Annotated in this window: 18 protein-coding genes; 8 read left to right on the forward strand and 10 right to left on the reverse strand. The window is 57.1% G+C overall.

The window, feature by feature from the left end; all coding sequences use genetic code 11:
• Positions 1-281: 281 nt before the first annotated feature.
• The 4 genes from ACVKSX_RS04620 (at position 282) to cho (ending at position 4,306) form a co-directional block, all read left to right on the forward strand.
• Positions 282-1,484, forward strand: a complete 1,203-nt coding sequence (locus ACVKSX_RS04620) for a multidrug effflux MFS transporter (protein ID WP_354438427.1) — start codon at positions 282-284, stop codon at positions 1,482-1,484.
• Between the two features lie 118 nt (positions 1,485-1,602).
• Entirely contained in the window at positions 1,603-2,427 is an 825-nt protein-coding gene (gene nadE / locus ACVKSX_RS04625) for an ammonia-dependent NAD(+) synthetase (protein ID WP_354438428.1), read from the forward strand.
• A 60-nt stretch (positions 2,428-2,487) separates the two neighbouring features.
• Positions 2,488-3,378 carry an aromatic amino acid DMT transporter YddG gene (gene yddG, locus ACVKSX_RS04630; protein ID WP_010670017.1) on the forward strand — a complete coding sequence of 297 codons (891 nt, stop codon included), beginning with the start codon at positions 2,488-2,490 and terminating at the stop codon, positions 3,376-3,378.
• Positions 3,379-3,445: 67 nt separating this feature from the next.
• Entirely contained in the window at positions 3,446-4,306 is an 861-nt protein-coding gene (cho, locus tag ACVKSX_RS04635; RefSeq protein ID WP_010245728.1) for an excinuclease Cho, read from the forward strand.
• A 73-nt stretch (positions 4,307-4,379) separates the two neighbouring features.
• Here the strand turns inward: cho and spy are convergent, their stop codons facing one another.
• From spy to ACVKSX_RS04665, 6 genes are all read right to left on the reverse strand, one after another.
• Positions 4,380-4,874 (reverse strand): ATP-independent periplasmic protein-refolding chaperone Spy, encoded by a 495-nt coding sequence (gene spy, locus ACVKSX_RS04640; protein ID WP_010245731.1) that lies wholly within the window; start codon positions 4,872-4,874, stop codon positions 4,380-4,382.
• Positions 4,875-5,191: 317 nt separating this feature from the next.
• A complete protein-coding gene (astE, locus tag ACVKSX_RS04645; RefSeq protein ID WP_010670016.1) occupies positions 5,192-6,187 on the reverse strand; it encodes a succinylglutamate desuccinylase in 996 nt (331 codons plus the stop codon).
• Positions 6,188-6,237: 50 nt separating this feature from the next.
• Entirely contained in the window at positions 6,238-7,566 is a 1,329-nt protein-coding gene (gene astB, locus ACVKSX_RS04650) for an N-succinylarginine dihydrolase (RefSeq protein ID WP_167432930.1), read from the reverse strand.
• The gene (gene astD / locus ACVKSX_RS04655) at positions 7,563-9,032 is read right to left on the reverse strand and encodes a succinylglutamate-semialdehyde dehydrogenase (RefSeq protein ID WP_061901494.1); all 1,470 of its coding nucleotides are present in this window, start codon (positions 9,030-9,032) and stop codon (positions 7,563-7,565) included. The genes astB and astD overlap by 4 nt, the downstream gene beginning before the upstream one ends.
• Complete coding sequence (astA, locus tag ACVKSX_RS04660; protein ID WP_033757454.1) at positions 9,029-10,060, reverse strand: arginine N-succinyltransferase; 1,032 nt, start codon at positions 10,058-10,060, stop codon at positions 9,029-9,031. Before astA ends, astD begins: the two co-directional genes overlap by 4 nt.
• Positions 10,057-11,277, reverse strand: coding sequence for an aspartate aminotransferase family protein (locus ACVKSX_RS04665; protein WP_010245746.1), 1,221 nt, complete (start codon positions 11,275-11,277; stop codon positions 10,057-10,059). The genes astA and ACVKSX_RS04665 overlap by 4 nt, the downstream gene beginning before the upstream one ends.
• Positions 11,278-12,206: 929 nt before the next feature.
• Here ACVKSX_RS04665 and ACVKSX_RS04670 point away from each other — a divergent pair.
• On the forward strand, positions 12,207-13,280 hold the full coding sequence (locus tag ACVKSX_RS04670; protein ID WP_022625766.1) for a porin: 1,074 nt from the start codon (positions 12,207-12,209) through the stop codon (positions 13,278-13,280).
• A 76-nt stretch (positions 13,281-13,356) separates the two neighbouring features.
• Here the strand turns inward: ACVKSX_RS04670 and ACVKSX_RS04675 are convergent, their stop codons facing one another.
• A complete protein-coding gene (locus ACVKSX_RS04675) occupies positions 13,357-14,913 on the reverse strand; it encodes a putative bifunctional diguanylate cyclase/phosphodiesterase (RefSeq protein ID WP_354438429.1) in 1,557 nt (518 codons plus the stop codon).
• Between the two features lie 552 nt (positions 14,914-15,465).
• On the opposite strand from ACVKSX_RS04675, the gene ACVKSX_RS04680 reads away from it, so the two are divergent.
• From ACVKSX_RS04680 to ACVKSX_RS04690, 3 genes are all read left to right on the forward strand, one after another.
• Positions 15,466-17,010, forward strand: coding sequence for a methyl-accepting chemotaxis protein (locus ACVKSX_RS04680; protein WP_010245756.1), 1,545 nt, complete (start codon positions 15,466-15,468; stop codon positions 17,008-17,010).
• Between the two features lie 321 nt (positions 17,011-17,331).
• Positions 17,332-17,826: a MarR family winged helix-turn-helix transcriptional regulator gene (locus ACVKSX_RS04685; protein WP_010245760.1), complete on the forward strand. Its 495-nt coding sequence runs from the start codon at positions 17,332-17,334 to the stop codon at positions 17,824-17,826.
• Between the two features lie 103 nt (positions 17,827-17,929).
• Positions 17,930-18,130 carry a hypothetical protein gene (locus ACVKSX_RS04690; protein WP_194709459.1) on the forward strand — a complete coding sequence of 67 codons (201 nt, stop codon included), beginning with the start codon at positions 17,930-17,932 and terminating at the stop codon, positions 18,128-18,130.
• A gap of 271 nt (positions 18,131-18,401) precedes the next feature.
• Here the strand turns inward: ACVKSX_RS04690 and ACVKSX_RS04695 are convergent, their stop codons facing one another.
• The 3 genes from ACVKSX_RS04695 to ACVKSX_RS04705 form a co-directional block, all read right to left on the reverse strand.
• Complete coding sequence (locus tag ACVKSX_RS04695; RefSeq protein ID WP_171820329.1) at positions 18,402-19,835, reverse strand: YchO/YchP family invasin; 1,434 nt, start codon at positions 19,833-19,835, stop codon at positions 18,402-18,404.
• A 173-nt stretch (positions 19,836-20,008) separates the two neighbouring features.
• Positions 20,009-20,806 carry an SDR family oxidoreductase gene (locus tag ACVKSX_RS04700; RefSeq protein ID WP_354438430.1) on the reverse strand — a complete coding sequence of 266 codons (798 nt, stop codon included), beginning with the start codon at positions 20,804-20,806 and terminating at the stop codon, positions 20,009-20,011.
• Positions 20,807-20,817: 11 nt separating this feature from the next.
• Positions 20,818-21,885, reverse strand: coding sequence for an ABC transporter permease (locus ACVKSX_RS04705; RefSeq protein WP_122458652.1), 1,068 nt, complete (start codon positions 21,883-21,885; stop codon positions 20,818-20,820).
• Positions 21,886-22,018: the final 133 nt, after the last annotated feature.

Consider the following 22,018-nt stretch of genomic DNA (forward strand, 5'->3'; position numbering starts at 1 on the left):
GTCCATGTGGAAACAAGCCTGGAACATAAATGCTGATTTATCAAGTTTATGACGAACAATTAGTGGCCTGCCAAATGTCAGGATTTCGTAAAGAAGGCTGTTTTGCTGTCAACGCAGACGTATACTGCCCGGCAAAACAGGTACCGATAGCGCCCCGTTTTCAGAGACCACACCGTCATCCGCGCAGTCGCAGATTGGCGTAAATGTCACGTTACCGGCCGCTGTTTTTCACTGACTTACCCGCTTTCTGTTTACCCCATCGCTGACAATCCCGAGGATAAATGACCCCTGTACACTCCAATCGCCTGGTTTATGCCATTACGCTGGGCCTGCTGGCCGCACTGGGCCCACTCTGCATCGACCTCTATCTGCCTGCGCTGCCACAAATGGCCCAGGATCTGCACACTGAAACCGCTACCGCGCAGCTGAGTCTGACCGCCGGACTGTTAGGTCTCGGCTTTGGCCAGCTGCTCTTTGGCCCGATGAGTGATAAGTTCGGCCGCCTGCGCCCGCTGACCCTGTCACTGGTGTTGCTGTTTATCGCCTCGATGGGCTGTGCGCTGGCGCAGGATATTAACCAGCTGCTGCTGGCGCGGCTGTTCGAAGGGTTAGCAGGTGCGGGCGGTGCGGTGCTGTCACGGGCAATTGCACGCGATATGTACAGCGGCCATGAGCTGACGCGATTCTTCGCTCTGCTGATGCTGGTCAACGGTCTGGCACCGATCGGTGCACCGGTATTAGGCGGCGTGCTGATGACGATTTTAAACTGGCGCGGCATCTTCATGGTGCTGGGCGGCATTGCCATTCTGCTGATCCTGCTGGCGCGCTGGAAGCTGCATGAAACCCTGCCTGAGGCACGCCGCAGTAAAGGATCAATATTCTCCGCCTACGCGGCATTGGGTCAGGTGATTACCCATCGCCCCTTCATGGGCTTCTGCCTGACCCAGGGATTTATGATGTCCGGCATGTTCGCCTACATCGGTGCCTCGCCGTTCGTGCTGCAGCAACTCTATGGTCTTTCGCCCCAGGCCTTTAGCTTCTGCTTTGCGGCCAACGGGTTTGGCCTGGTGATTGCTTCACAGACCAGCGCCCGCCTCTGTCCATTGTGGGGCGAATATCGGGTGCTGAAAGGCGGACTGACGCTGGCCTTAGTCGCCTCCAGCCTGCTGCTGCTGGCCGCGCTGCTGCATGCTCCCTTAGCGCTGCTGCTGGTGGCACTGTTCTTTACCATTGCCAGCAACGGCGTTATCGCTACCACCGCCTCGTCCCTGGCGATGCAGAGTCAGGGCCATCGCGCTGGTAGCGCCTCCGCGGTGATTGGCGTCACGATGTTTACGCTGGGTGCGATTACCGTGCCGATTACCGGCATCGGTGGTACCTCGGTGCTGAGCATGTGCGCCACCATTTTTGGCTGCTTTATGACGGCGATTCTGATGTTTAGCGTGCTGGCGAAAAAACCGCTGCCGCAGGTAAAAACTCACTGATTTCGCAACGTTTCATGGTAATGAGTTACCGCTTTGGCTTGTTGTTTTCGCAAAGGCACGTTAGCTTTAATAAAACGTTCGCATCGAGCCGACAGGCCACTGACCTGAGGAGAAGTTCATGTCACTGCAGCAGGAAATTATTGAAGCCCTGGGTGTGAAGCCCACTATCGACGCCGACCAGGAAGTGCGCGTCAGCATCGATTTTCTCAAAGCCTACCTGAAACGCCACAGCGGCCTGAAAACGCTGGTGCTGGGGATCAGCGGCGGTCAGGATTCAACCCTGGCGGGCGCGCTGGCGCAGCGGGCGATCACCGAACTGCGTCAGGAGAGCGGTGATAACGACTACACCTTTATTGCCGTGCGTCTGCCCTATGGTGTGCAGGCGGATGAGCAGGATTGTCAGGACGCGCTGGCCTTTATCAAACCCGACCGTTCGCTGGTGGTAAACATCAAAGAGTCGGTGCTGGCCAGTGAGCGCGCGCTGAAAGAGGCGGGTATTACGCTTTCCGATTTTGTCCGCGGCAATGAAAAAGCCCGTGAGCGGATGAAAGCGCAATACAGCATCGCCGGCATGACCAAAGGCGTGGTGGTCGGCACCGATCACGCGGCTGAAGCCGTGACCGGTTTCTTCACCAAGTATGGCGATGGCGGCACGGACATCAATCCCCTGTTCCGCCTGAACAAGCGTCAGGGCAAGCAGTTGCTGAAACACCTTCGCTGCCCGGAGCATCTCTATCTGAAGAAACCGACTGCCGATCTGGAAGATGATCGTCCAGGCCTGCAGGATGAAGTGGCGCTGGGCGTCACCTATGAGATGATTGATGACTACCTGGAAGGCAAAAGCATCAATCCTGACAGCGCCCGTATCATCGAAGGCTGGTATCAGAAAACCGAGCACAAACGTCGTCCGCCGATCACGGTATTCGACGATTTCTGGAAGTAATCCTGCCCCTCCCTTGCCGCGGCAAGGGAGGCTTCTCTCACTGACTTTGTTGATCGCTGCATGCCTGCCACCGTTTCGCGCGCGACCCTCGTCGGGCTTGTCGCCATTCTGCTCTGGAGTACGACTGTTGGCCTGCTGCGCAGCGTCAGTGAAGCCTTTGGCGCCACCGGTGGTGCGGCGCTGATCTACACCACCACGGCGTGTCTGCTCTGCCTGACCCGGGGCCTGCCCAGACCTGGCGCAATGCCCGCCATCTACCTGTGGCTGGGGGGCGTACTCTTTGTCGGCTATGAAATCTGTCTGGCGCTGGCCATCGGGCTGGCCAGCGATCGCAGCCAGTCGCTGGAGCTGGGGATGATTAACTATCTCTGGCCCTGCCTGACCATCGTGCTGGCGATCCCATTTAATCAGCAGCGTTTCCGTGTCTGGCTGTGGCCAGGACTGCTGCTGTCGCTGCTGGGGATCGTCTGGGTAATGAAAGGCAGCGGCAGCGGATCGCCGGCGCTGTTGTGGCAGAATATGCTGCGCAACCCGGTCGCCTATGCACTGGCCTTTATCGCCGCCCTGACCTGGGCGCTCTACAACAATCTCACCCGCCGCTTTGCCCGTGGTTCTAATGGCGTCACGCTGTTTTTTATCCTGACTGCACTGGCGCTGTGGCTGAAATATGCCTTCAGCGATCACACTGCACCGATGACCTTTACGCCGGTGCCGCTGCTGGAGGTGCTGTTTGTCGGGCTCTCCACCGCCATCGCCTATTCCGCCTGGAATCACGGGATTCAACAGGGCAATCTGACGCTGCTGGCCACCGCCTCCTACTTTACGCCGGTGCTGTCGGCCCTGATGGGATCGCTGTGGCTCGGCCTGACGCCGCCGCTGGCCTTCTGGCAGGGCGTGGCGATGATCACGCTCGGCTCGCTGATCTGCTGGCGGGCAACACGGTCTCTGTAACCAGACGGCTGGCGATCATTTCACCTGCCTGTTATGCTGTATGGACAACCAGTAAATGGAGTCCATCTTGGTCAGACGTTCTGCCATACTTCGCCCCGAACCCGACGCGAATGCAATTTATCAATATCCCGAACACCTGCGTGAGTGGCTGGAAGGCCTGCCAAATCATCCTGGCGTCTATACCTTTCATGGCGAAAGTGAGTCGCTGCCGCTCTATATCGGTAAAAGTGTGAATCTGCGTTCGCGGGTGATGTCCCATTTCCGCACCCCGGATGAGGCGAAAATGCTGCGCCAGTCGCGGCGTGTAAGCTGGATCCCTACCGCGGGCGACCTCGGCGCGCTGCTGCTGGAAGCGCAGATGATCAAAACCCAGCAGCCGCTGTTCAATAAGCGACTGCGCAAAAACCGGCAGCTCTGTTCATTGCAGATTACCGACGGCAAACCGAATGTGGTCTATGCAAAAGACCTCGATTTCAGCCAGTCCCCCAACCTGTTTGGGCTCTATCGCAGTCGCTTCGCCGCGCTGGAACGGCTCAAGCAGCTCGCGGATGAGTATCAGCTCTGTCATGGCCTGCTGGGTCTGGAAGCGCTGAGTGCGGGGCGAGGCTGCTTCCGCTCGGCACTGCGCCGTTGCGCCGGGGCCTGCTGTGGTAAAGAGCCGGTCAGCGATCATCAGGATCGACTGCTGGAGGCGCTGGAAAACGTGCGGGTGTTCTGCTGGCCATGGCAGGGTGCCGTGGGGCTGGTGGAGGAAGGCAAAGAGATGACGCAGATCCACGTTATCGACCACTGGTTCTATCTCGGTTCGGTCAGCAGCATGGATGAGGCCAGAAAACTGCAGCGGCCCAAAGGCGGTTTTGATCACGACGGCTACAAAATCCTCTGCCGCCCGATTCTGTCAGGTGCCTACCCTATTCTGCCGCTATAAAAAAACCGCCGACGCTGCCCACTCACCTTCAGTGGACAGCGCCGGCGGTCTCAGACCGTTCGCTTAACGAGTGTTATTCAGCCGGTTCTGCTGGCGGTGCCATTTTGCCCTCGTGCGGGCCTTTCTCAGTCAGACGCTTTTCAAAGTTAGCGTTGTACTGTTTTTTCTGCTCCGGCGTCAGCACGTTATAGAGCTTGTTCTGGGTTTCCAGCATCTTCAGCGCATGCTCTTTGGCATTGGCGGACATCTTCTCTGCCTGTGCTTCTGCTTTGCTCTGGTCGAAGCTGTCAGAGGCAATAATGCTGTGGGCCGCACGACGCTCGTCCAGTGACGGGCGTTTCATATCTTTGTGGCTCTCTTTCATGATGTCGCGCATCTGAGTTTTCTGCGCGTCGGTCAGGTTCAGACCTTTAAACATCATCTCCATGCCGTGGCGCATTGGCGGCTTGTGCATCGCTTTTTCGCTGCCTGCTGGCGGTGGAGTCAGGTTGTCAGCGGCTGCATGGACGGCGCTGGCTGCACCAAACGCCAGCGAAGAAGCCAGTAAAAGGGAAGTCAGTTTGCGCATAATAGTGTCCTTATAATTCATGATAATGACGACAGCACTCTGTCGCGTCTTCGGAAACAAGCATACGACGCTGAACGTCAACTACTCAGAGCCTGAGTAAAGCCGTGAAAGCATAAAAGATAAAAATCGGGCAATCATGAAGAGAATAAGAAGAAAGGCGTGAGGAATTGAAAATGTTTATGAATTTAAAGCGAATTTGGCAGAAATCATGGAGGAGTGTAAGGGTTACGACAGGAAAGCGGAAGCCGATCTTCCACTTTTCCTGTCGGTTTTTTAGCGCCGAGGGTCTGCAGGGTCTGCGCTGTTAACAACCGCTATCAGACCGGCAGCGCCTGGGTCTGTTCGCTCTCTTCAATCAGCATCAGTCCGGCACGCAGCCCGGCGGCCACGTTAGGGTTAGGGAACAGCACATACTCCCGCGCCTGCTGCACGTAATAGCGGGTGCTACCATCTTCCGCCAGCAACGTCCCCTGTGGAAACGCGGTAAAGTTCAGCGTTTCCGGCGACATATGCAGCGTAAAGTGCTCACTCAGTCGGGTGATCTGCTGCGCGACCCGATAGTGACGCGGTCTAACCGCCGCCGCAGGCAGCGCTTCGCCATAGAGTAAAGACGCCAGCGCCTGCTGTGCCGCACTGAACTGACTGAGATCGTTTTCGCCAAACGGCAGCGCTTTGCCCAGCTCCAGGGTACAGCTGGCCGCACCGAAGTGCTCGCAGCTGAAGTGGGTAAAGGTGCCGCCCGGCGAGCGATGGAACACCAGCGCTTCCAGCCCGGCAGCGGCCAGCCAGTCAAGAAACGCGGGCGGCCAGGGGCGTTCATTGTGCGGCATTACGCCGAACTGAGGATGATAAGAGCCACGAATAGCCGTGTGCATGTCGAGATGCCAGCGCGTTTCATCGCACTCGCCCAGCTGCCAGAAGGTCTCCAGCGTCTGCTCCAGCCGCAGCACGCGGCGGGCCTCATCACCATCATCAATCTGCTGCCAGCGTCCGCCAAACAGCCGGTTAATGTCATAACGCACATAGCGCTTACCGGTGCGTAGCGCTGAGGGATTACCCAGAATCACCAGCATGCGCTGCTGTAACGGCTTTTCGCCCCGCAGCAGCGGATTAACCAGCTGGTTCACCATTTCTACCGGGGCCGTTTCATTGCCGTGGATCCCGGCAGAGAGCACCAGCGCCTGTTTAACCGGCACCGTCGGCTCCATCAACAGTATGCCGTGATACAACCATTGCCAGCGAAGATGCGCCGTTTCACCACTACGCTTACGCGGCACCTCGCCGGAGAGCGTTTGCTGTAAAAAGTCCTGCATCGTTCCTCCTTTTCGCCCTGAGCAGGCGGCAGACTGTGCTGCCCCCTCCTTCACTGCTGAAATGCATATACATTTCCTAAGTCTAGCAGCTTCGTCAGTTCATCCAGCGCGTCGCGTCCCTCACGCAGCAATTCTGGGTCGACCAGATCGGCCTGGGTCAGGCGATCGCGGTAATGACGGTCAACCCAGTTATTCAGCGTGCTGAAGAGCCGATCGTTCATCAGCACCGCCGGATTCACTGCCTGCTGCTCCTGTGGTGTCAGCACCACCCGCAAACGCAGGCAGGCTGGACCACCCCCGTTATACATGCTTTCGCGCAGATCAAACACCTTCAGGGCTTTGAGTGGCGTGTCAGCCTCAACCTGTTCACACAGGTAGCGCCAGACACCCGGATGCTGACGTGACTCCTCCGGCAGCACCAGCATCATGGTGCCGTCGGGACGGCTCAGCAACTGACTGTTAAACAGATAGGTCTCTACCGCATCTTTCACTGACACCCGATTTTCCGGCACTTCCAGCGCAACAAAACCGGGGACGCGCGACCGAAGCTGCGCCAGCAGTTCAGGCTGATTAACAAAGGCGTGCTGGTGACAGAAGAGCATCTGCTGATTACTTACCGCAATCACATCGTTATGGAACACGCCCTGATCGATCACCGCAGGATTCTGCTGCGCATACAGCAAGCTTTCCGGTGAGAGCTGATGCAGACGGGCGACCGCCTCGCTGGCTTCCCGGGTCTGACGCGCAGGATAGCGCTGCGGGGCTTTGCCCTCATAGCTGCTGTCGCGGCCATAGACAAATAGCTGCACACCGCGCTCACCATAAGCGCCGCCCAGCCGGTTATGGTTCGCCGCCCCTTCATCGCCAAACATCGCCACCTGCGGCAAAGCATCATGCACCGCAAAATGGCGATCGTCGCGGAAGATGGAACGCAGCAGCCAGGCCGTTTCCGGCGCTTCTATCGCACGGTGGAATTTGTTGTTAAGGTTCGCCACCGTCAGGTGAACCCGGCCATCAAGGCTGTCCGCTGACGGCGAGACCGTGGCAGCATTGGCGACCCACATCGCCGAGGCTGAACTGACGGCGGAGAGTAATCCCGGTGCAGTTTTGCCGGCCGCAGCCAGCACCTGCTCATCGCTGCCACCAAAGCCGAGCTGGCGCAGCGCCGCAATATTGGGCCGCTCATGCGGCGGGATCACCCCCTGCACGTAGCCCATATCGGCCAGCGCTTTCATCTTGAGCAACCCCTGCTTTGCCGCCAGACGGGGATTCGACGGCTGCAGCTGATTGCGGGTCGAGGCTTCGTTGCCAAACGACAGCCCGGCATAGTGGTGTGTTAACCCCACCAGCCCATCAAAGTTGGCCTCGGTTGCCTTCATGACGTCGTCTCCTGGGTGGAGAAATCGAGGCCCGGCGACAGCGTGGCGGGCAGCGTCAGGTCAGGCGTCTCCAGCGAGGCCATTGGCCAGGCGCAGTAATCCGCCGCATACCAGGCGCTGGCGCGATGGTTGCCCGAGGCACCAATGCCGCCAAACGGTGCGGTACTGGCTGCGCCGGTCAGCGGTTTGTTCCAGTTGACGATACCGGCACGCGCTTCAAGCAGCAACTGATCAAACTGCTGGCGTGAAGGCGAGATCAATCCGCACGACAGGCCATAACGGGTCTGGTTCGCCAGCGCTATCGCCTCTTCAAATGTCTCATAGCGGACTATGCCTAACAGCGGACCAAAGACCTCTTCATCCGGAATGCCCTGCACGCCGGTTAAATCGATAATACCTGGCGTCAGGATGGCACTGTGGCGATCCGGCCAGCGCATCGCCAGCAGCACCTCGCCGCCCGCCTCAACCCGCCGTTGCCACTCACCCATAATCTTCTCTGCTGCGCCGGTGGAGATCACGCTGCCCATAAACGGCTGCGGTTCAGTATTCCAGGCGGCGGGTTGCAGTCGCCCCGCCACCTCCACCAGCCTCTGCAGAAACGCATCCCCTGCATCGCCGCGTTTGACCAGCAGACGCCGCGCGCAGGTGCAGCGCTGACCGGCGGTTATAAAGGCTGACTGCAACGTGATGTTGACAGCCGCATCAGTGTCCGCCGGATCTTCAACAATCAGGGCATTGTTACCGCCCATCTCCAGCGCCAGCATCTTTTCAGGCTGACCGGCAAACTGGCGATGCAGCTGATAGCCGGTATGGGCGCTGCCGGTAAATAGCAGGCCATCAATCTGCTGACAGTTGGCCAGCGCCTGACCAGTCTCACGTCCGCCCTGTAACAGTGCCAGCACGCCGGCAGGCAGGCCCGCAGCCAGCCAGAGCTCAACGGTTTTTTCGGCGGTCAGCGGCGTCAGTTCGCTGGGTTTAAATACCACACAGTTGCCCGCCAGCAGCGCCGGAACAATATGGCCGTTTGGCAGATGTCCCGGGAAGTTATAGGGACCAAACACGGCCAGCACCCCATGCGGGCGGTGGCGCAGGGAGCTTTCGCCTTCATGCTGTTCACCGGTGCGGCTATGGTATGCCTTCACCGAAAAGCCGATTTTGTTGATCATCGCGCCCACTTCGGTCAGCGCTTCCCAGCGCGGCTTGCCGGTTTCACGGGCGATGGTTTCCGCCAGCGCCGTTTTATGCGCCTCAAGCCCGGCGGCAAATTTCTCAACGATCGCCTGCCGTTCCGCCAGCGGGCGTCTGGCCCAGGCTGGAAATGCGTCGCGCGCCGCCTCACAGGCTGCGGTGACCTGAGCGGCTGAGGCCGCGTGGCCCTGCCATAACGTCTCGCCGCTGACCGGATCCGCTTTCGTCAGAATCTCAGCGTCACCGTCCAGCCATTGTCCATTTATCAGATGTGTCATGCTGTTTTCTCCTCTTTGCAGAGCGTCACCACGCGCAGGCTGTCGCCCGGCTGGCAATGGAGCGCCTGCATCTGTTCATCCGTGAGTTGCACGCTGTCGCTGTCAGCCTTTGCCGGAATCAGCGCCACACGGAACTGGCGATAATCGCTATTGGCAACCAGACAGAGCGGGCCATCAGCCGGGTTTTCGCCCCGTTCTGCGCTGCGCAGACGGCTTTTACGCACCGCACGGATATGATCGATATCGCACTCCAGGGTCGGGCCGCCATCAAAAATGTCGACATAATTGAGGTAGCGGAAGCCCTCTGCTTCCAGTACCGCCCGCGCAGGCGCGGTTTGCGGATGGACCTGTCCAATCACCGCCTGCGCTTCCGGTGTCAGGTAGTCGATGTAGAGCGGATGTTTCGGCATCAGTTCAGCGATAAATGATTTCTGTCCGGTGCCACTAAGGAAGTCCGCTTTGCTGAATTCCATAGAGAAGAAGCGGCTGCCAACGCTCTCCCAGAACGGCGAATGGCCCTGCTCATCGCTGACGCCACGCATCTCGGCCACCACCCGGTTGGTGAAACGTTCACGGAAACTGGCCATAAACAGGAAGCGTGACTTCGACAGCAGATAGCCGTTTTTGCCATCACGGTAATCGGGATCGAGAAACAGCGTGCAGAGCTCACTGCTGCCGGTATGGTCGTTACTCAGCGACAGGGTAGGCAGCGCGGCATAAACATTCAGCTCTTTTGAGGCGTGCACCTGGGTACCGACGCGAAAATTGTACCAGGGATCCTGCAGCCCCACCGCCACCTCAATGGCGCAGATGCCGACGGCGCGGTTATCTTCGCTGTCGGCCAGCACAAAGACATAGCCCTGCTCGGCACGTGGCAGAGAATCCTCCCAGGTCTGCAGCGATCGATCGATACGCGCCTGTAGCGTCGCGCTATCAACCGGCAACGAGGTCAGCCCGCCACCGGTTTTGCCCGCCAGCGCCATCAGCTGGCTTAAGTCATCGCGTTCAACCGGACGGATTACCATCATGATGTTGACCCTCGCACCAGGCTTTCACACACTTCGGCAAAGCGGGCCATGCCCAGCTTCACTTCCTGCTCACTGATATTCAGCGCCGGGGCAAAACGCACCACATTGGCACCCGCAATCAGCACCATGACGCCCATTTCCGCGGCGGCAAGGTTGATCGCTTTGGCTTTACCGGCAAAATCGTCGCTGAGCACCGCGCCAATCAGCAGGCCAAGACCGCGCACTTCTTTAAACAGATGCAGACGCTGGTTGATCTCATCCAGTGCCGCCACAATCCACTGGTGACGTTCTGTTACACCCGCCATCAGTTCAGGCTGGTTGATCAGCTCCATGACTTTACCTGCCACTGCGCCCGCCAGCGGATTGCCGCCATAGGTGGTGCCGTGGGTGCCAACGCCCATCACCAGCGCCAGATCTTCGCGCGTCAGCATCGCACCAATCGGGAAGCCGCCGCCCAGCGCTTTGGCGCTGGTGAGCACATCCGGCGTGACGCCATAATGCATGTAGGCATAAAGCGAACCGGTACGGCCAACGCCACTCTGCACTTCATCAAAAATCAGCAGAGCCTGATGCTTATCACAGAGCTCACGCAATCCACGCAGGAACGCCGGATCGGCAGGCAGCACGCCGCCTTCACCCTGAATGGGTTCAACAATGACTGCGCAGGTATGGTCATTAATCAGTTCAGCCGCCGCAGCCAGATCGTTAAACGGGGCATGCTGGATCTCTGGCGGCAGCGGCGCAAAATCTTTTGAGTAAGCGGGCTGACCCCCGGCTGTTACCGTAAACAGGGTGCGGCCATGAAATGCATTCTTAAACGCCACGATGCCACTTTTATGCGGACCCACACGATCATGTGCCACCTTGCGCGCCAGTTTCAGCGCCGCTTCGTTCGCCTCCGCCCCGGAGTTACAGAAGAACACCCGGTCAGCGAAGGTGGCATCGATCAACTGCTTCGCCAGCCGCAGGATCGGTTCGTTGGTGTAGCCATTACCGGTGTGCCATAAACGTGCGGCCTGTTCCTGCAGCGCCTGTTGTAATGCCGGATGCGCATGCCCTAACGCATTGACGGCAATGCCACCGGCGAAGTCGATATAATCTTTGCCGTTTTGATCCCAGACGGTGGAGCCTTCCGCGCGAACCGGTATAAAAGTCGCAGGCGCATAAACCGGCATCATCCATTGATCGAAATCGTGACGTGAAACGTGCAGTGCCATAATCCACTCTCCTGCTTTACTTTACCGGCCGGGTAAAGCTTATGTTTTAAAATTGTTAAAAGATGTTGTAGTGCAGCCCTACTGTAGAGTGCAGTTAACGTGCCAGCCAGAGAATTAATGCATAAAATGGTCTTAACGACGTAATATCAATGAGTTAGATGCTGACAATATTCACTTAATTTGCATATATAGTGAATAGTTGTCTGATTGCAGCGCCAGAACCGGGTTTTAAACAGCAGAATTATGCATTCACGGGATGAAATATCGCTTTTGTGATCGCTGATAAATTATCTCTCCAGAAAAGCCCCTCCACTGCCCTGTTTTAGCGCAGTTTGCCTCGCGATGGTGCAGCGATTACGCGGGGAACTCGCCCGGAAATGTCAGAACACCCTGGCTTTATTTAACAAAAGTTTTTCATTTCCCCCTGCAGACACATTAATCTGCGTATCTTTATCAGGCTATTTTATAAACAGGATGATCAATATTTAATCAGCGACTCTGACTATTATTCCGGAGGTTATTATCGGGCCAGAAAGAATATTCTATAAAGATGAACAAATATTAATACGCAGACTAATGGTTAGGATAAAAGCCTTATAAGGCTATTCTTAGCGGATAATCACCCATAATTAAATCAGGGGTTATATTGATTTAAAAATGTACAAAAAATGCCCATTTAAGACCACTACATACAAACATAACCCATTGATAAATAAAGATATAAAATCAGATAACTCATAATTACTTATTAGAAGAAAATCTTATTACTTTACAATTTAATCTTCTGTTCCTCGCTGTTATCCATCAGCTGAATATAGACATCACATTTTGTTACTTTTATTGCACTTTGTAGTTTTACCTTTTTGTGTCATTTTCTTTTCACCCCATATCAGGGGAATAATAATTAATGAATACAGGGTAATAATTAAATGATGAAGCGCACTTTACTGGCGGCTGTCATGCCGTTACTGATCGGTCTCTCCTCCGCGCAGGCCGCAGAAGTTTATAACAAGGATGGCAATAAGCTGGATCTGGTCGGCAAGATTAACGTGTCACACCTCTTTTCTGACGATAACAACAACGATGGTGATACCTCCTCTTATGCCCGCTTTGGCTTTAAAGGCGAGACAAAGATTACTGACCAGCTTACCGGCTACGGTTTCTGGCAGTATCAGTACAGTCTGCATAACTCCGAGGGCAGTGACGCCCAGGCCACCAACCGTACCCGTCTGGGCTATGCTGGCCTGAAGTTTGGCGAGGCAGGTTCGCTGGATTACGGACGTAACTACGGCCTGGTCTATGACGTGCTGAGTTATACCGATATGCTGCCGTTCTTCGGCGGCGACTCCGGTTATACCGACGCCTTTCTCTCTGGCCGCTCAACCGGTGTGCTGACCTGGCGTAACAGCAATTTCTTTGGTCTGGTCGACGGCTTAAACCTTGCCGCGCAGTATCAGGGCAAAAACGATCGCAGCAGTAACATTGACGGCGTGCGTCGTTCCAACGGCGACGGCTTCGCCCTCTCCGCTTCCTATGACTTCGATTTCGGCCTGAGTTTTGCCGGCGCGTTTGCCAGCCTGGATCGCACCACGGCGCAGAATGCTGCCGCACGCGGAGAAGGCGAAAAAGCCCAGCACTGGGCGACCTCGGTGAAATATGATGCGAACCAGGTCTATCTGGCTGCCATGTACGGTGAAACTCTGAACGCCACGCCAATTACTGGCGGTTTCGCTAACAAAGCGCAGAACTTTGAAGCCGTGGCGCAGTATCAGTTCCTGAACGGCTTCCGTCCGTCCGTGGGTTACGTCTCGTCCAAAGGCAAGGAAATTGAGAATATCGGCGATGCCGACATCATTAAATACACCGCCGTGGGTGCCACTTACTACTTCAACAAGAACATGTCGGTCTATGGTGAATACCGCATCAACCTGTTGAAAGATAACAATCCTCTTCGCCTGGCGACCGACGACATCACAGCCCTGGGTCTGATTTACCAGTTCTGATGTGACAGCGGGCCCGGCTCTGACCGCCGGGCCCGTTTTTTGTTTTAAACACGACCACAGAGAGTGTTACGCGCTTTCAGCCCAGCGACCTGACTAAGCTAACGGCCATCGCCTCTTCCTGCATCAATTCCTCCACGTTAGCGGACGCCAGCAACGTGGTGGCCTGCCCGGCAGGAACCGGACGGCTGAAGAGATATCCCTGCCCGTAATCACAGCCGCGCTTTCTCAGCCACCTCAGCGTGGCGACATCCTCAATGCCCTCTGCAGTAATGATCACATTAAGCCCCTGACAGAGTGCCAGCAGCGTTTCCACCACTTTTCGCTGCTCAGATCCGGTCACGATTCCGGCGATAAACGTCTGGTCAATTTTGATTTTGGTAATACCCAGTCCCAGCAAAACCGACAGGTTGGAGTAACCGGTGCCAAAATCATCCAGCACCACTCCGATACCGGCCTCTTTCAGCAGACGGATCGCCTGGCGGGCATCGTCAGAAATGGCCATGACATTCTGTTCGGTGATTTCAAGTTCCAGCATTACCGGCCCGGCATGCTGCATAATGCTGGACAAACAGCTGGTCAGCGACGGTCTCAGCAACTGCTCCGGGGTAATGTTCAGCGACAGGCAGAGCCCGGCTGGCCATGCCCGGGTTGCACTGACAGCATCCTGCAGCAGCGCCACGGTCATGCTGTCCATCAACCCCAGCCGCTCCACCACTGGCAGAAACTCTGCAGGCGAAACCGTCTGACCGGACGCAGTGATCCAGCGCGCCAGTATCTCAAAGCCGGTAATGTTACCGGTGCGCAGTGAAACCAGCGGCTGCAGAAAGGGAACGATGGCGTGACCGCTTACAGCGGCAACAACCTCCTGCTCCAGCCTTTCCCGCTGGCGAAAGCGCAGCTCCATGTCCGGGGAGAATCGTGCCAGACAGGCGCACTTATCCTGCTTCGCCTCGTACAGCGCCAGATCCGCCGCATGCACGACATCGGCCTGACCCGTGCAGGATGAGCTGGCGATGCCTGCTGAAAGGCTCAGGAAGGTGTGCGGACCGGTCCGGATGGATGCCGCATGCTGGCAGAAGCTTTCGGCGGCGGCCAGCGCCTGATCTGCCTGTGAAGCCTGGGCAACAATGGCAAATTCATCCCCGCCGATGCGAAACACCTGACTCCCGGTACCCGCCGAGGTGGTCAACAGATTGGCCAGCGCGACCAGCGTGGCGTCGCCCTGACGATGACCGTTCAGATCATTGATATTCTTAAAGTCATTGATGTCGAGCAGCGTCAGTGTGTAAGACGTCCCGTCGGCATCAAGCGCAGCAATGTGTGCAGTGAACGATCGGCGGTTCATGACCCCCGTCAGCGCATCAGTTCCGGCCAGCCTGAGCGCATTTTTTTCCGCACGCAGCGTGTTGCGGATCAGACCCGCGATAAGCAGCGCCGGAATAATCATTGCCAGTCCGGCAAACGAGGTGGAGGTCAGGATAAACCGCAGCCGCTCGCTGGTTTCAAAATCGGGATCATAGCTCAGGCCCAGCAGGCTGGAGATCCACGCCTCGAGCCCGAATTCCCACAGCGTGGAGAGTAAAATGATGGTCGCAATATTCAGCATTGCGAGCCAGAAAAGTTTCAGGCGCATGCGTTAGTTCCCGGTGATGGAAAGTGTCAGAGTTTTGTTTTAATTTTCAGTAAAAAACCGGGGCGTACTTCTCATTCAATGTCTGCTAAGCTGCCGACAATTATCACCCCTCCGCTATTTTTACTCATCGCATTCGCACGTTCTCACCCGCCTTACGGCAGTGAGGCAGACGTTCTGCGAAGCCCGATGCGTGTCGGTTACGTCATCAATGTCGAATAGTGTTCTATCGGCAGCAGCAGCCAGATTAACAGGCCCGTCCGGTTAAATTTGTGCATTCCGGTGTTTTTAACGGGTTATGACACTGGCGTATCGCGCGGCTACAAAGCGCGAAAAGGCGCACATTCGTCAGGCGATAAAAAGCGATTTATCAGGATATTGGCCGGAATTTCGTTATCACTCCCGTTACGATTTTTGTGGCATAACGGGGTGGGTATACGTGCAGTTTTTAATTTCGTTAAATTAAATAGCGAACAATTTAGTTAAACGTAACTCTCCAGAAGTTCTCTCTCCTGCCGATACCGGTTTACCCAATGAACTCTTTCGGAACGAGAGATGAAAATTTCAACGCGCCTTAGCGCAGGTTTTGGCTTGCTTATTCTGCTGTTTATTATCTGTACCGGCACCGCGATTCACGCGCTGGATAGCGCTCGCGATGGTATGGATGAGGTGGTTAATGTCCGTTTGAAAAAGTACCAGACGGTGCTGGATATGCGCGGTGGCGTGCGGGATATGGCAATCGCGGTGCGTAACCTTGCTCTGCTGACCGATCCTGTTGCTATGAAGCCAGAATGGGAACGTCTGCAAAAACAGCGCGCGCTTTATATCAGCAACCGCGAAGCACTCTCAGGCATGATGCAGACCGACCCCGGACAGGCAGGACGGGAGGCGATGAGCAGAATCGAGTCCACTGAAGAGGCCGCCCTCTCCACGCTGATGACCGCCGGAAAACTGGGGATGGAAAATCGTCAGCAGGAGGTCACCGACTATCTGTTAAAGGTGGCGCGTCCGGCTCAGCAGAGCCTGCTGAAGGCGATAAACGATCTGACCGAGCTTGAGATGCGCAGCAGCCGGGATGCGGTAGTGGATAACGGCATCGCTATCGCCCGCACCACCTGGATACTGATCATCCTGGCGGTGCTCTCCGTGCTGGCTGCCGTCGTCACCTGCGCGTTTATTGTGCGGATACTGATGCGCCAGCTGGGCGGCGAACCGGTGCAGGCTCAGACGCTGGCTGCTGCGATTGCCGCCGGTGATCTCACCTCGCCGGTCACGCTGCGCCGTGGCGACAGCACCAGCCTGCTTGCGTCGCTCAGCGGCATGCAGACCAACCTGCGCGAACTGGTTACGCAGATCAAAGGGGCATCCGCCTCGGTGGCGCTGGCGGCCGATGAGATTTCGCAGGGCAATACCGAGCTTTCATCCCGTACCGAGCAGCAGGCTGCTGCGCTGCAGGAAACGGCCGCCAGCATGGAGCAGCTCACCGCCACGGTAAAAAGCAACGCCGCGGGCGCGCAGCAGACTGCTGGTTCAGCGCGCGAGGCCGCCACCCTGGCCCAGGCGGGCGAAGCAGATGTCCAGCGCCTGTCCGAAACCATGCATGACATTTCACTGAGTGCCGTTCGGGTGCGCGATATTACCTCGGTGATTGAAGGCATCGCTTTCCAGACCAATATTCTGGCGCTCAACGCCGCCGTCGAAGCCGCGCGCGCCGGTGAAGAGGGCCGCGGATTTGCCGTGGTCGCGGGTGAAGTCCGCTCGCTGGCCCAGCGCAGCGCCACCGCAGCACGCGACATTAAGCAGCTGATTGAGCAGGCCGTGACGCAGGTCGAGGATGGCGTGACCGTAGCGGCCGGAACGGGTGAGCGCATCCTGAAGATTGTCAGCCGCGTCGGTGAACTGGCCGATGCTATGGACAACCTCTCCCTCTCCTCCGGTGAACAGATGCAGGGCATCTCCCAGGTCAGTATTGCGGTGAGTCAGATGGATGGCGTCACGCAGAATAACGCCGCGCTGGTGGAAGAGTCCTCTTCTGCATCGCAGTCACTGCTGGCCCAGGCGCGCGACCTGCGCGGCATGGTAGAGACCTTCACCGTATAAGCCGTATCGGCGGGCGGCTTCAGCCTGGGTTAAATGCTGAAATTGTCCTGCCGATCTTAGCTGCGTTGCACCCGGCGCACGTTGTGCGCAAGGGTTGCGACCGGTTATGTTGACTTCAATTTAATTTGACTCAATACTGTGCCGACTTTCAATCGGCGGCGCAGCTAAAGGCTTTTTCTCCCGCTGCGATAGCGCTTAAAAGTCTGGTGTCTTACACCAGAAAGAGATGCTGCCGAAATCAACATCTCCCCGAGATACTATTCGCGAGACTTCACGGCTGACCAACAGCCTGGGGTCTGGCTGTCCCACCCCGGACTCAGAATGAGTAAAGATATGAATGACGAACCCGCGGGGATCTCCGATACGCCTCCCGCCAGTGCAGCGCCTGAAACCATCGACCAGTTTCTCTGCTTTGCGCTCTATTCCGCCTCACTTGCCATGACAAAGCTCTATCAGTCGCGGTTAAAACCGCTGGGTCTGACCTATCCGCAATATCTGGTGCTGCTGGTGCTGTGGGAGAAAGATCGCCTGACCGTCTCTGATATTGGTGCACGTGTCCGGCTTGATTCCGGCACGCTCAGCCAGCTTCTGAAGCGGCTTGAAAGCGCGGGCATTATCTGCCGCCAGCGTGACACGGGAAATGATGAGCGCCGGGTACTGATCTCCCTGACAGAACAGGGCCACCAGCTTAAAGTCGCGGCGGCTGGCGTCCCGGCTGATATGATCTCGGTGATGGATACCGCCTGTAGTGAACTCGGTGAGCTGACAACCCAGGTGGCAACGCTGCGCGAAAAGCTGCTTAAGGCCCTGCCATGATGCTGGCTTATAAAAAAACCTGTGACCAGGCTGATAAAGCTGAATCGCCTGAGTGTTGCCTCTTCAGGTGCTATTCAACAGAACGGTTGCGCTGGAGTTTCTATTGAGTACCGATAAACCGGCAGATATGGCTGACGTCCATGCCGTTGTAGGGCAGGCGGTGTCGAGCCTGCTGAAGTCAGGCAAGACGGCAGGCTTACAGGACATAATTGCATTCCTGCAGCATCAGCAGGCACGATCGGTAAACGGTCAGCGAGAGGTCTACGCCAGAGCGGTGCGTATTGTGATGAGCATGGTTAACTGATAACCGGGCCGCTGTGCTAAACGGCGGCGCTGCCCGCGCCTTCTTAATATCAATACCCTGCCCGCTGCGCAGCGTCGTTCCTGCTTTCACCCGGCGATTCCCGCTCTCATTTCAGGATCAATAGTGATGTCACTCTGCCGCGCCTTCGTCATCCCGACAACTTATCTCTGCCAGTAACCGCTGTCGGGCCTGCAGACGTTAACAACAGCGTCTGCACACCACCACCGCTATTCACTCCCCCCAATCCTTTCTGTGCAGTAAAGCATTCCTGCTAAAGTGTGGTGCCGCCGGGTGCCATCAAATCATAACGATCGTTCTGTGGGGCCTCGTCCACGGTCATCGGTGGCTGAATTTTCAGGGTGATCCAGTTAGAGGTCACACGCTGCTGCTTGCTGTCCTCCAGCGTTACCGACAGGCGATATTCGTTGCTGGCGTCTGGCGACGGATCCCACTGCGGTAAGATCACACTCCAGCCCTGCGGATCGGCGTTATTGGCCGGAGGTGTCAGGCTCAGCGCCTGCGTATCGCCCTGCCAGCTTACCGCCTTGATAGCATTGCTGGCGCGCACCTGCAGCTTCAGCGGCAGACTCTCGCCACTGCTTAACTGCCAGGGCGGGGTTGCCAGAAACACGGACAGCGTTTTGCGCTGACGGAAGGCGAGCACCGGCGTATCGCTGCGGGTGACGGTATCGTAACGGCTGCCGCGCAGAGAGTGCGCCTCCGCGACGTTTCCGGCATCGAGCTGACGTCGCAGCGCCACGCCAAAGCGATAGTTGAGTTTCAGCCCCAGCTGATCCTGACTCTCACCGGCACTGCTGGTTTTATGGGTAGCGGACAGCGTCACCAGCGGCACGGGAGTGTAAGAGAGGCCAAACGACATGGCGGAGGGATTGTGATAGCGGTTGCCGCTGTTAAACAGATCGACATTCTCACCCAGATATTGCTGATAGCTCACCGAAACGCCCAGCTGACGATAAAAGGGCAGATAGCTCTGGCTGGTAATATCGTAGCCGCGCGCCATGCGCTGCTGCTGCGAATCGCCCAGATTTTTCCAGCCGGAAAGCGGCTGATAGTAGTTGGCCGAGAAGCGCATTGAATCGCTCCACGCTTCCGTGCCCACAGAGGCGCGTTGCAGGCCGCTGCTGAACACGCGGTCAACAAAGCCGTTGTAACCCAGCAGCCAGTCACCGGCATCCCAGCGTTGTCCCAGTCCCGCGTTGCCAACCAGGCCATCGCCGGTATCGTGCAGCCCAAGCTGGCTGAAGGTGAGCCGGCTGTTTTCGTCGGCCAGGGCGCTGAAGAGATCGCCGCCGGTGCCGGTGAAGTTTCCGTTCATGTCGACTTTCAGATCCAGCTGCGCGGTGCCGTAAGGGGAAAGCAGTGACTGCCCTTCGCTCTCAACCCGATCGGCCACTTCATCGCGCAGATGATTGAACGCCCAGACGCCCGCCTGCTGACCAAACGTGACATTGCTGTCGCTGTTGTTACTCGCTTCACCGATACTCTTGGCCACCGCCGCCAGCTTTTTGCTCCACTCTTCATCCTGATCGCTGGCACCGCCGAGCGTCGGCAGCGACTGGCTGTAGCGCGCAGGATTGTCGAATGGCGTTTCTGACACCGCTGTTTCAGTCTGAAAGGCGCGGGCGCTCTGCGTGGCAGTCAGCGACAGCGCAATCAAAGAGAGAACCCCTGTTTTCCGTATCATGTCACCCGGCACATTGATTAGTTCGTAGCTGCAATTAAACAAAAATCATCAGCTATTACCTTAACATATTGTGACGGCGATGCAGGACAGCAGCGGCGAATTGTGCATATAACAGAAAAGTCCGGGTCAGAAAAAGGCCTGCATTTACAGCAGGCCTGCGATCTCTCACCGCATCAGGAGAAGATCAACCCGCCATCCACATTGATGGTCTGCCCGGTGATGTAGCGCGCATCCTCTGATGCCAGAAACGCCACCAGTCCGGCGACATCTTCCGGCTGACCGGCACGCTTCAGCGGAATGTTTTTCACCCACTCCGCCATCAGCTCCCCTTTACCGTAGGTTTTCTCCTCGCTGCTGAAGATCTCGCCCCAGACGCGATCGTTGTAATCCCACATCTCACTCTCAATGATGCCAGGGCAAAAAGCGTTGACCGTAATGTTCCACGGCGCCAGCTCCAGCGCCAGACTCTGGGTAATGCCTATCACCCCCATTTTGCTGGCGGCGTAGTGCGGCGTGTAGATAAAGCCCTGTCGTCCCTGCCCCGATGAGGTGTTGATCAGGCTGCCGCTGCGCTGCTGCACCATATATTTCGCCGCTTCACGGCAGCAAAGCCAGACGCCGGTGGTGTTAACCGCCAGAATCCGCTCAAAGTCGCTTTTCGGCATGGTGTCGAAGCGGTCGATGGTGATCACGCCCGCATTCTGTATCGAGACGTCGATCTGACCAAAGCGTTCAAAGGCCTGCTGATAGAGCTGCTGCACCGCAGCTTCATTCGTGATATCGACCTGCAGCGCCAGAATCTCACTGCCATACTGCTGCTGAAGCTGGTCGGCTGTAGCGAACACCCGGTCAGCATTCGACACCATCACCAGCCTGGCCCCGTCGCGGGCGAAACGCGCCGCGATCCCGGCCCCGATGCCACGACAGGCACCGGTTATCACCACTGTTTTTCCACGTTGTTCGCGGCTCATAATCGCTCCTGTTAACTGTGACGAACATCAGTAAGGGGGGCTGCCTGCTGCTTTTTTTCATGGCGACGCAGCAGCACCACTTTGCTTTGCAGACGTTGCTGGAACTGGTCGATGACTACCGCAGTCACAATCACCAGACCTTTGATCACCATCTGCCAGAAATCGCTGACGCCCATCATCACCATGCCATCCGCCAGGAAGACGATAACGAAAGCGCCAATAATCGAGCCGGAAACCCGGCCACGTCCACCTGCCAGCGCAGTGCCGCCCAGCACGGTGGCACCAATGGCATCCATCTCAAACATGTTGCCGGTCATCGGGTGCGCAGTCTGCAACTGAGAGGCCACCACCAGCCCGACAAGCCCCGCGCAGAGGCCGGAAAAGGCGTAGACAAAGACTTTCACCTTGATAATCGGCACGCCCGCCAGTCGCGCGGCGGACTCATTGCCGCCAATGGCGTAGATGTAACGACCCAGCGGGGTTTTGCGTGTCAGGTAGAGGCCGAGCAGTAAAAAGCCGAGCATCAGCCAGATTGGCAGATAAACGCCCAGTACGGTGCCGGAGCCGAGCAGCGAAAAGCCGGTGTTGCCCAGCGCGGGCACTCCCACCAGGTTGGCGTAGGTGCCGCCGTCGTTGAACAGCAACGCCGCACCGCGCGCCACATACATCATGCCCAGGGTGCAGATAAAGGGTGCGACGCCCAGTCGGGTGATCACCGTGCCGTTAATCAGTCCTACCAGCACGCCAAAGATGGCCACCACCAGAATCACTTCAGGCACATTGAGAAACAGCATATTGCCGCCCCACAACGGGATGCCATTGGTGAGCAGTGCGCCCGCCACCATGCCGCAGATCCCGGCGACCGCGCCCACCGAGAGATCGATACCGCCGGTCAGGATCACCAGCGTCATACCAATGGCCAGCAGGCCGGTAATCGCCACGTGCTGCGTCATGATCAGCAGGTTAGAGGGGGTAAGAAAGTTCGGCACCATCACGCTGAAAAAGCCGACCACAATCAGCAACGCAATAAAGGTGCGGGCCTTGAGCAGGTACATATAGAGCAGATATTTTTGGTTCATGAAATTCTCCGGCCAGCTTAGAGCCTGGCCCGCCAGGCGTAATGGTTTCAGGCAGTCTGGACACGGACAGCGCGGAACAACCGGCACGTACACGCAGTACGTGAGGATTACTCGCTGTGCTCGCCCCTTCAGG

The organism is Pantoea sp. PvP021 (genome assembly GCF_054056055.1).

Excerpts from the sequence above, each read along its gene's own strand:
- spy (WP_010245731.1), bottom strand. The coding sequence starts at position 4,874 with ATGCGCAAACTGACTTCCCTTTTACTGGCTTCTTCGCTGGCGTTTGGT.
- ACVKSX_RS04675 (WP_354438429.1), bottom strand. The coding sequence starts at position 14,913 with ATGCGCCTGAAACTTTTCTGGCTCGCAATGCTGAATATTGCGACCATC.
- astE (WP_010670016.1), bottom strand. The coding sequence starts at position 6,187 with ATGCAGGACTTTTTACAGCAAACGCTCTCCGGCGAGGTGCCGCGTAAG.
- ACVKSX_RS04665 (WP_010245746.1), bottom strand. The coding sequence starts at position 11,277 with ATGGCACTGCACGTTTCACGTCACGATTTCGATCAATGGATGATGCCG.
- astA (WP_033757454.1), bottom strand. The coding sequence starts at position 10,060 with ATGATGGTAATCCGTCCGGTTGAACGCGATGACTTAAGCCAGCTGATG.
- ACVKSX_RS04685 (WP_010245760.1), top strand. The coding sequence starts at position 17,332 with ATGAGTAAAGATATGAATGACGAACCCGCGGGGATCTCCGATACGCCT.
- ACVKSX_RS04620 (WP_354438427.1), top strand. The coding sequence starts at position 282 with ATGACCCCTGTACACTCCAATCGCCTGGTTTATGCCATTACGCTGGGC.
- ACVKSX_RS04705 (WP_122458652.1), bottom strand. The coding sequence starts at position 21,885 with ATGAACCAAAAATATCTGCTCTATATGTACCTGCTCAAGGCCCGCACC.
- astD (WP_061901494.1), bottom strand. The coding sequence starts at position 9,032 with ATGACACATCTGATAAATGGACAATGGCTGGACGGTGACGCTGAGATT.
- ACVKSX_RS04695 (WP_171820329.1), bottom strand. The coding sequence starts at position 19,835 with ATGATACGGAAAACAGGGGTTCTCTCTTTGATTGCGCTGTCGCTGACT.
- yddG (WP_010670017.1), top strand. The coding sequence starts at position 2,488 with ATGCCTGCCACCGTTTCGCGCGCGACCCTCGTCGGGCTTGTCGCCATT.
- ACVKSX_RS04670 (WP_022625766.1), top strand. The coding sequence starts at position 12,207 with ATGATGAAGCGCACTTTACTGGCGGCTGTCATGCCGTTACTGATCGGT.
- astB (WP_167432930.1), bottom strand. The coding sequence starts at position 7,566 with ATGAAGGCAACCGAGGCCAACTTTGATGGGCTGGTGGGGTTAACACAC.
- ACVKSX_RS04700 (WP_354438430.1), bottom strand. The coding sequence starts at position 20,806 with ATGAGCCGCGAACAACGTGGAAAAACAGTGGTGATAACCGGTGCCTGT.
- nadE (WP_354438428.1), top strand. The coding sequence starts at position 1,603 with ATGTCACTGCAGCAGGAAATTATTGAAGCCCTGGGTGTGAAGCCCACT.
- ACVKSX_RS04680 (WP_010245756.1), top strand. The coding sequence starts at position 15,466 with ATGAAAATTTCAACGCGCCTTAGCGCAGGTTTTGGCTTGCTTATTCTG.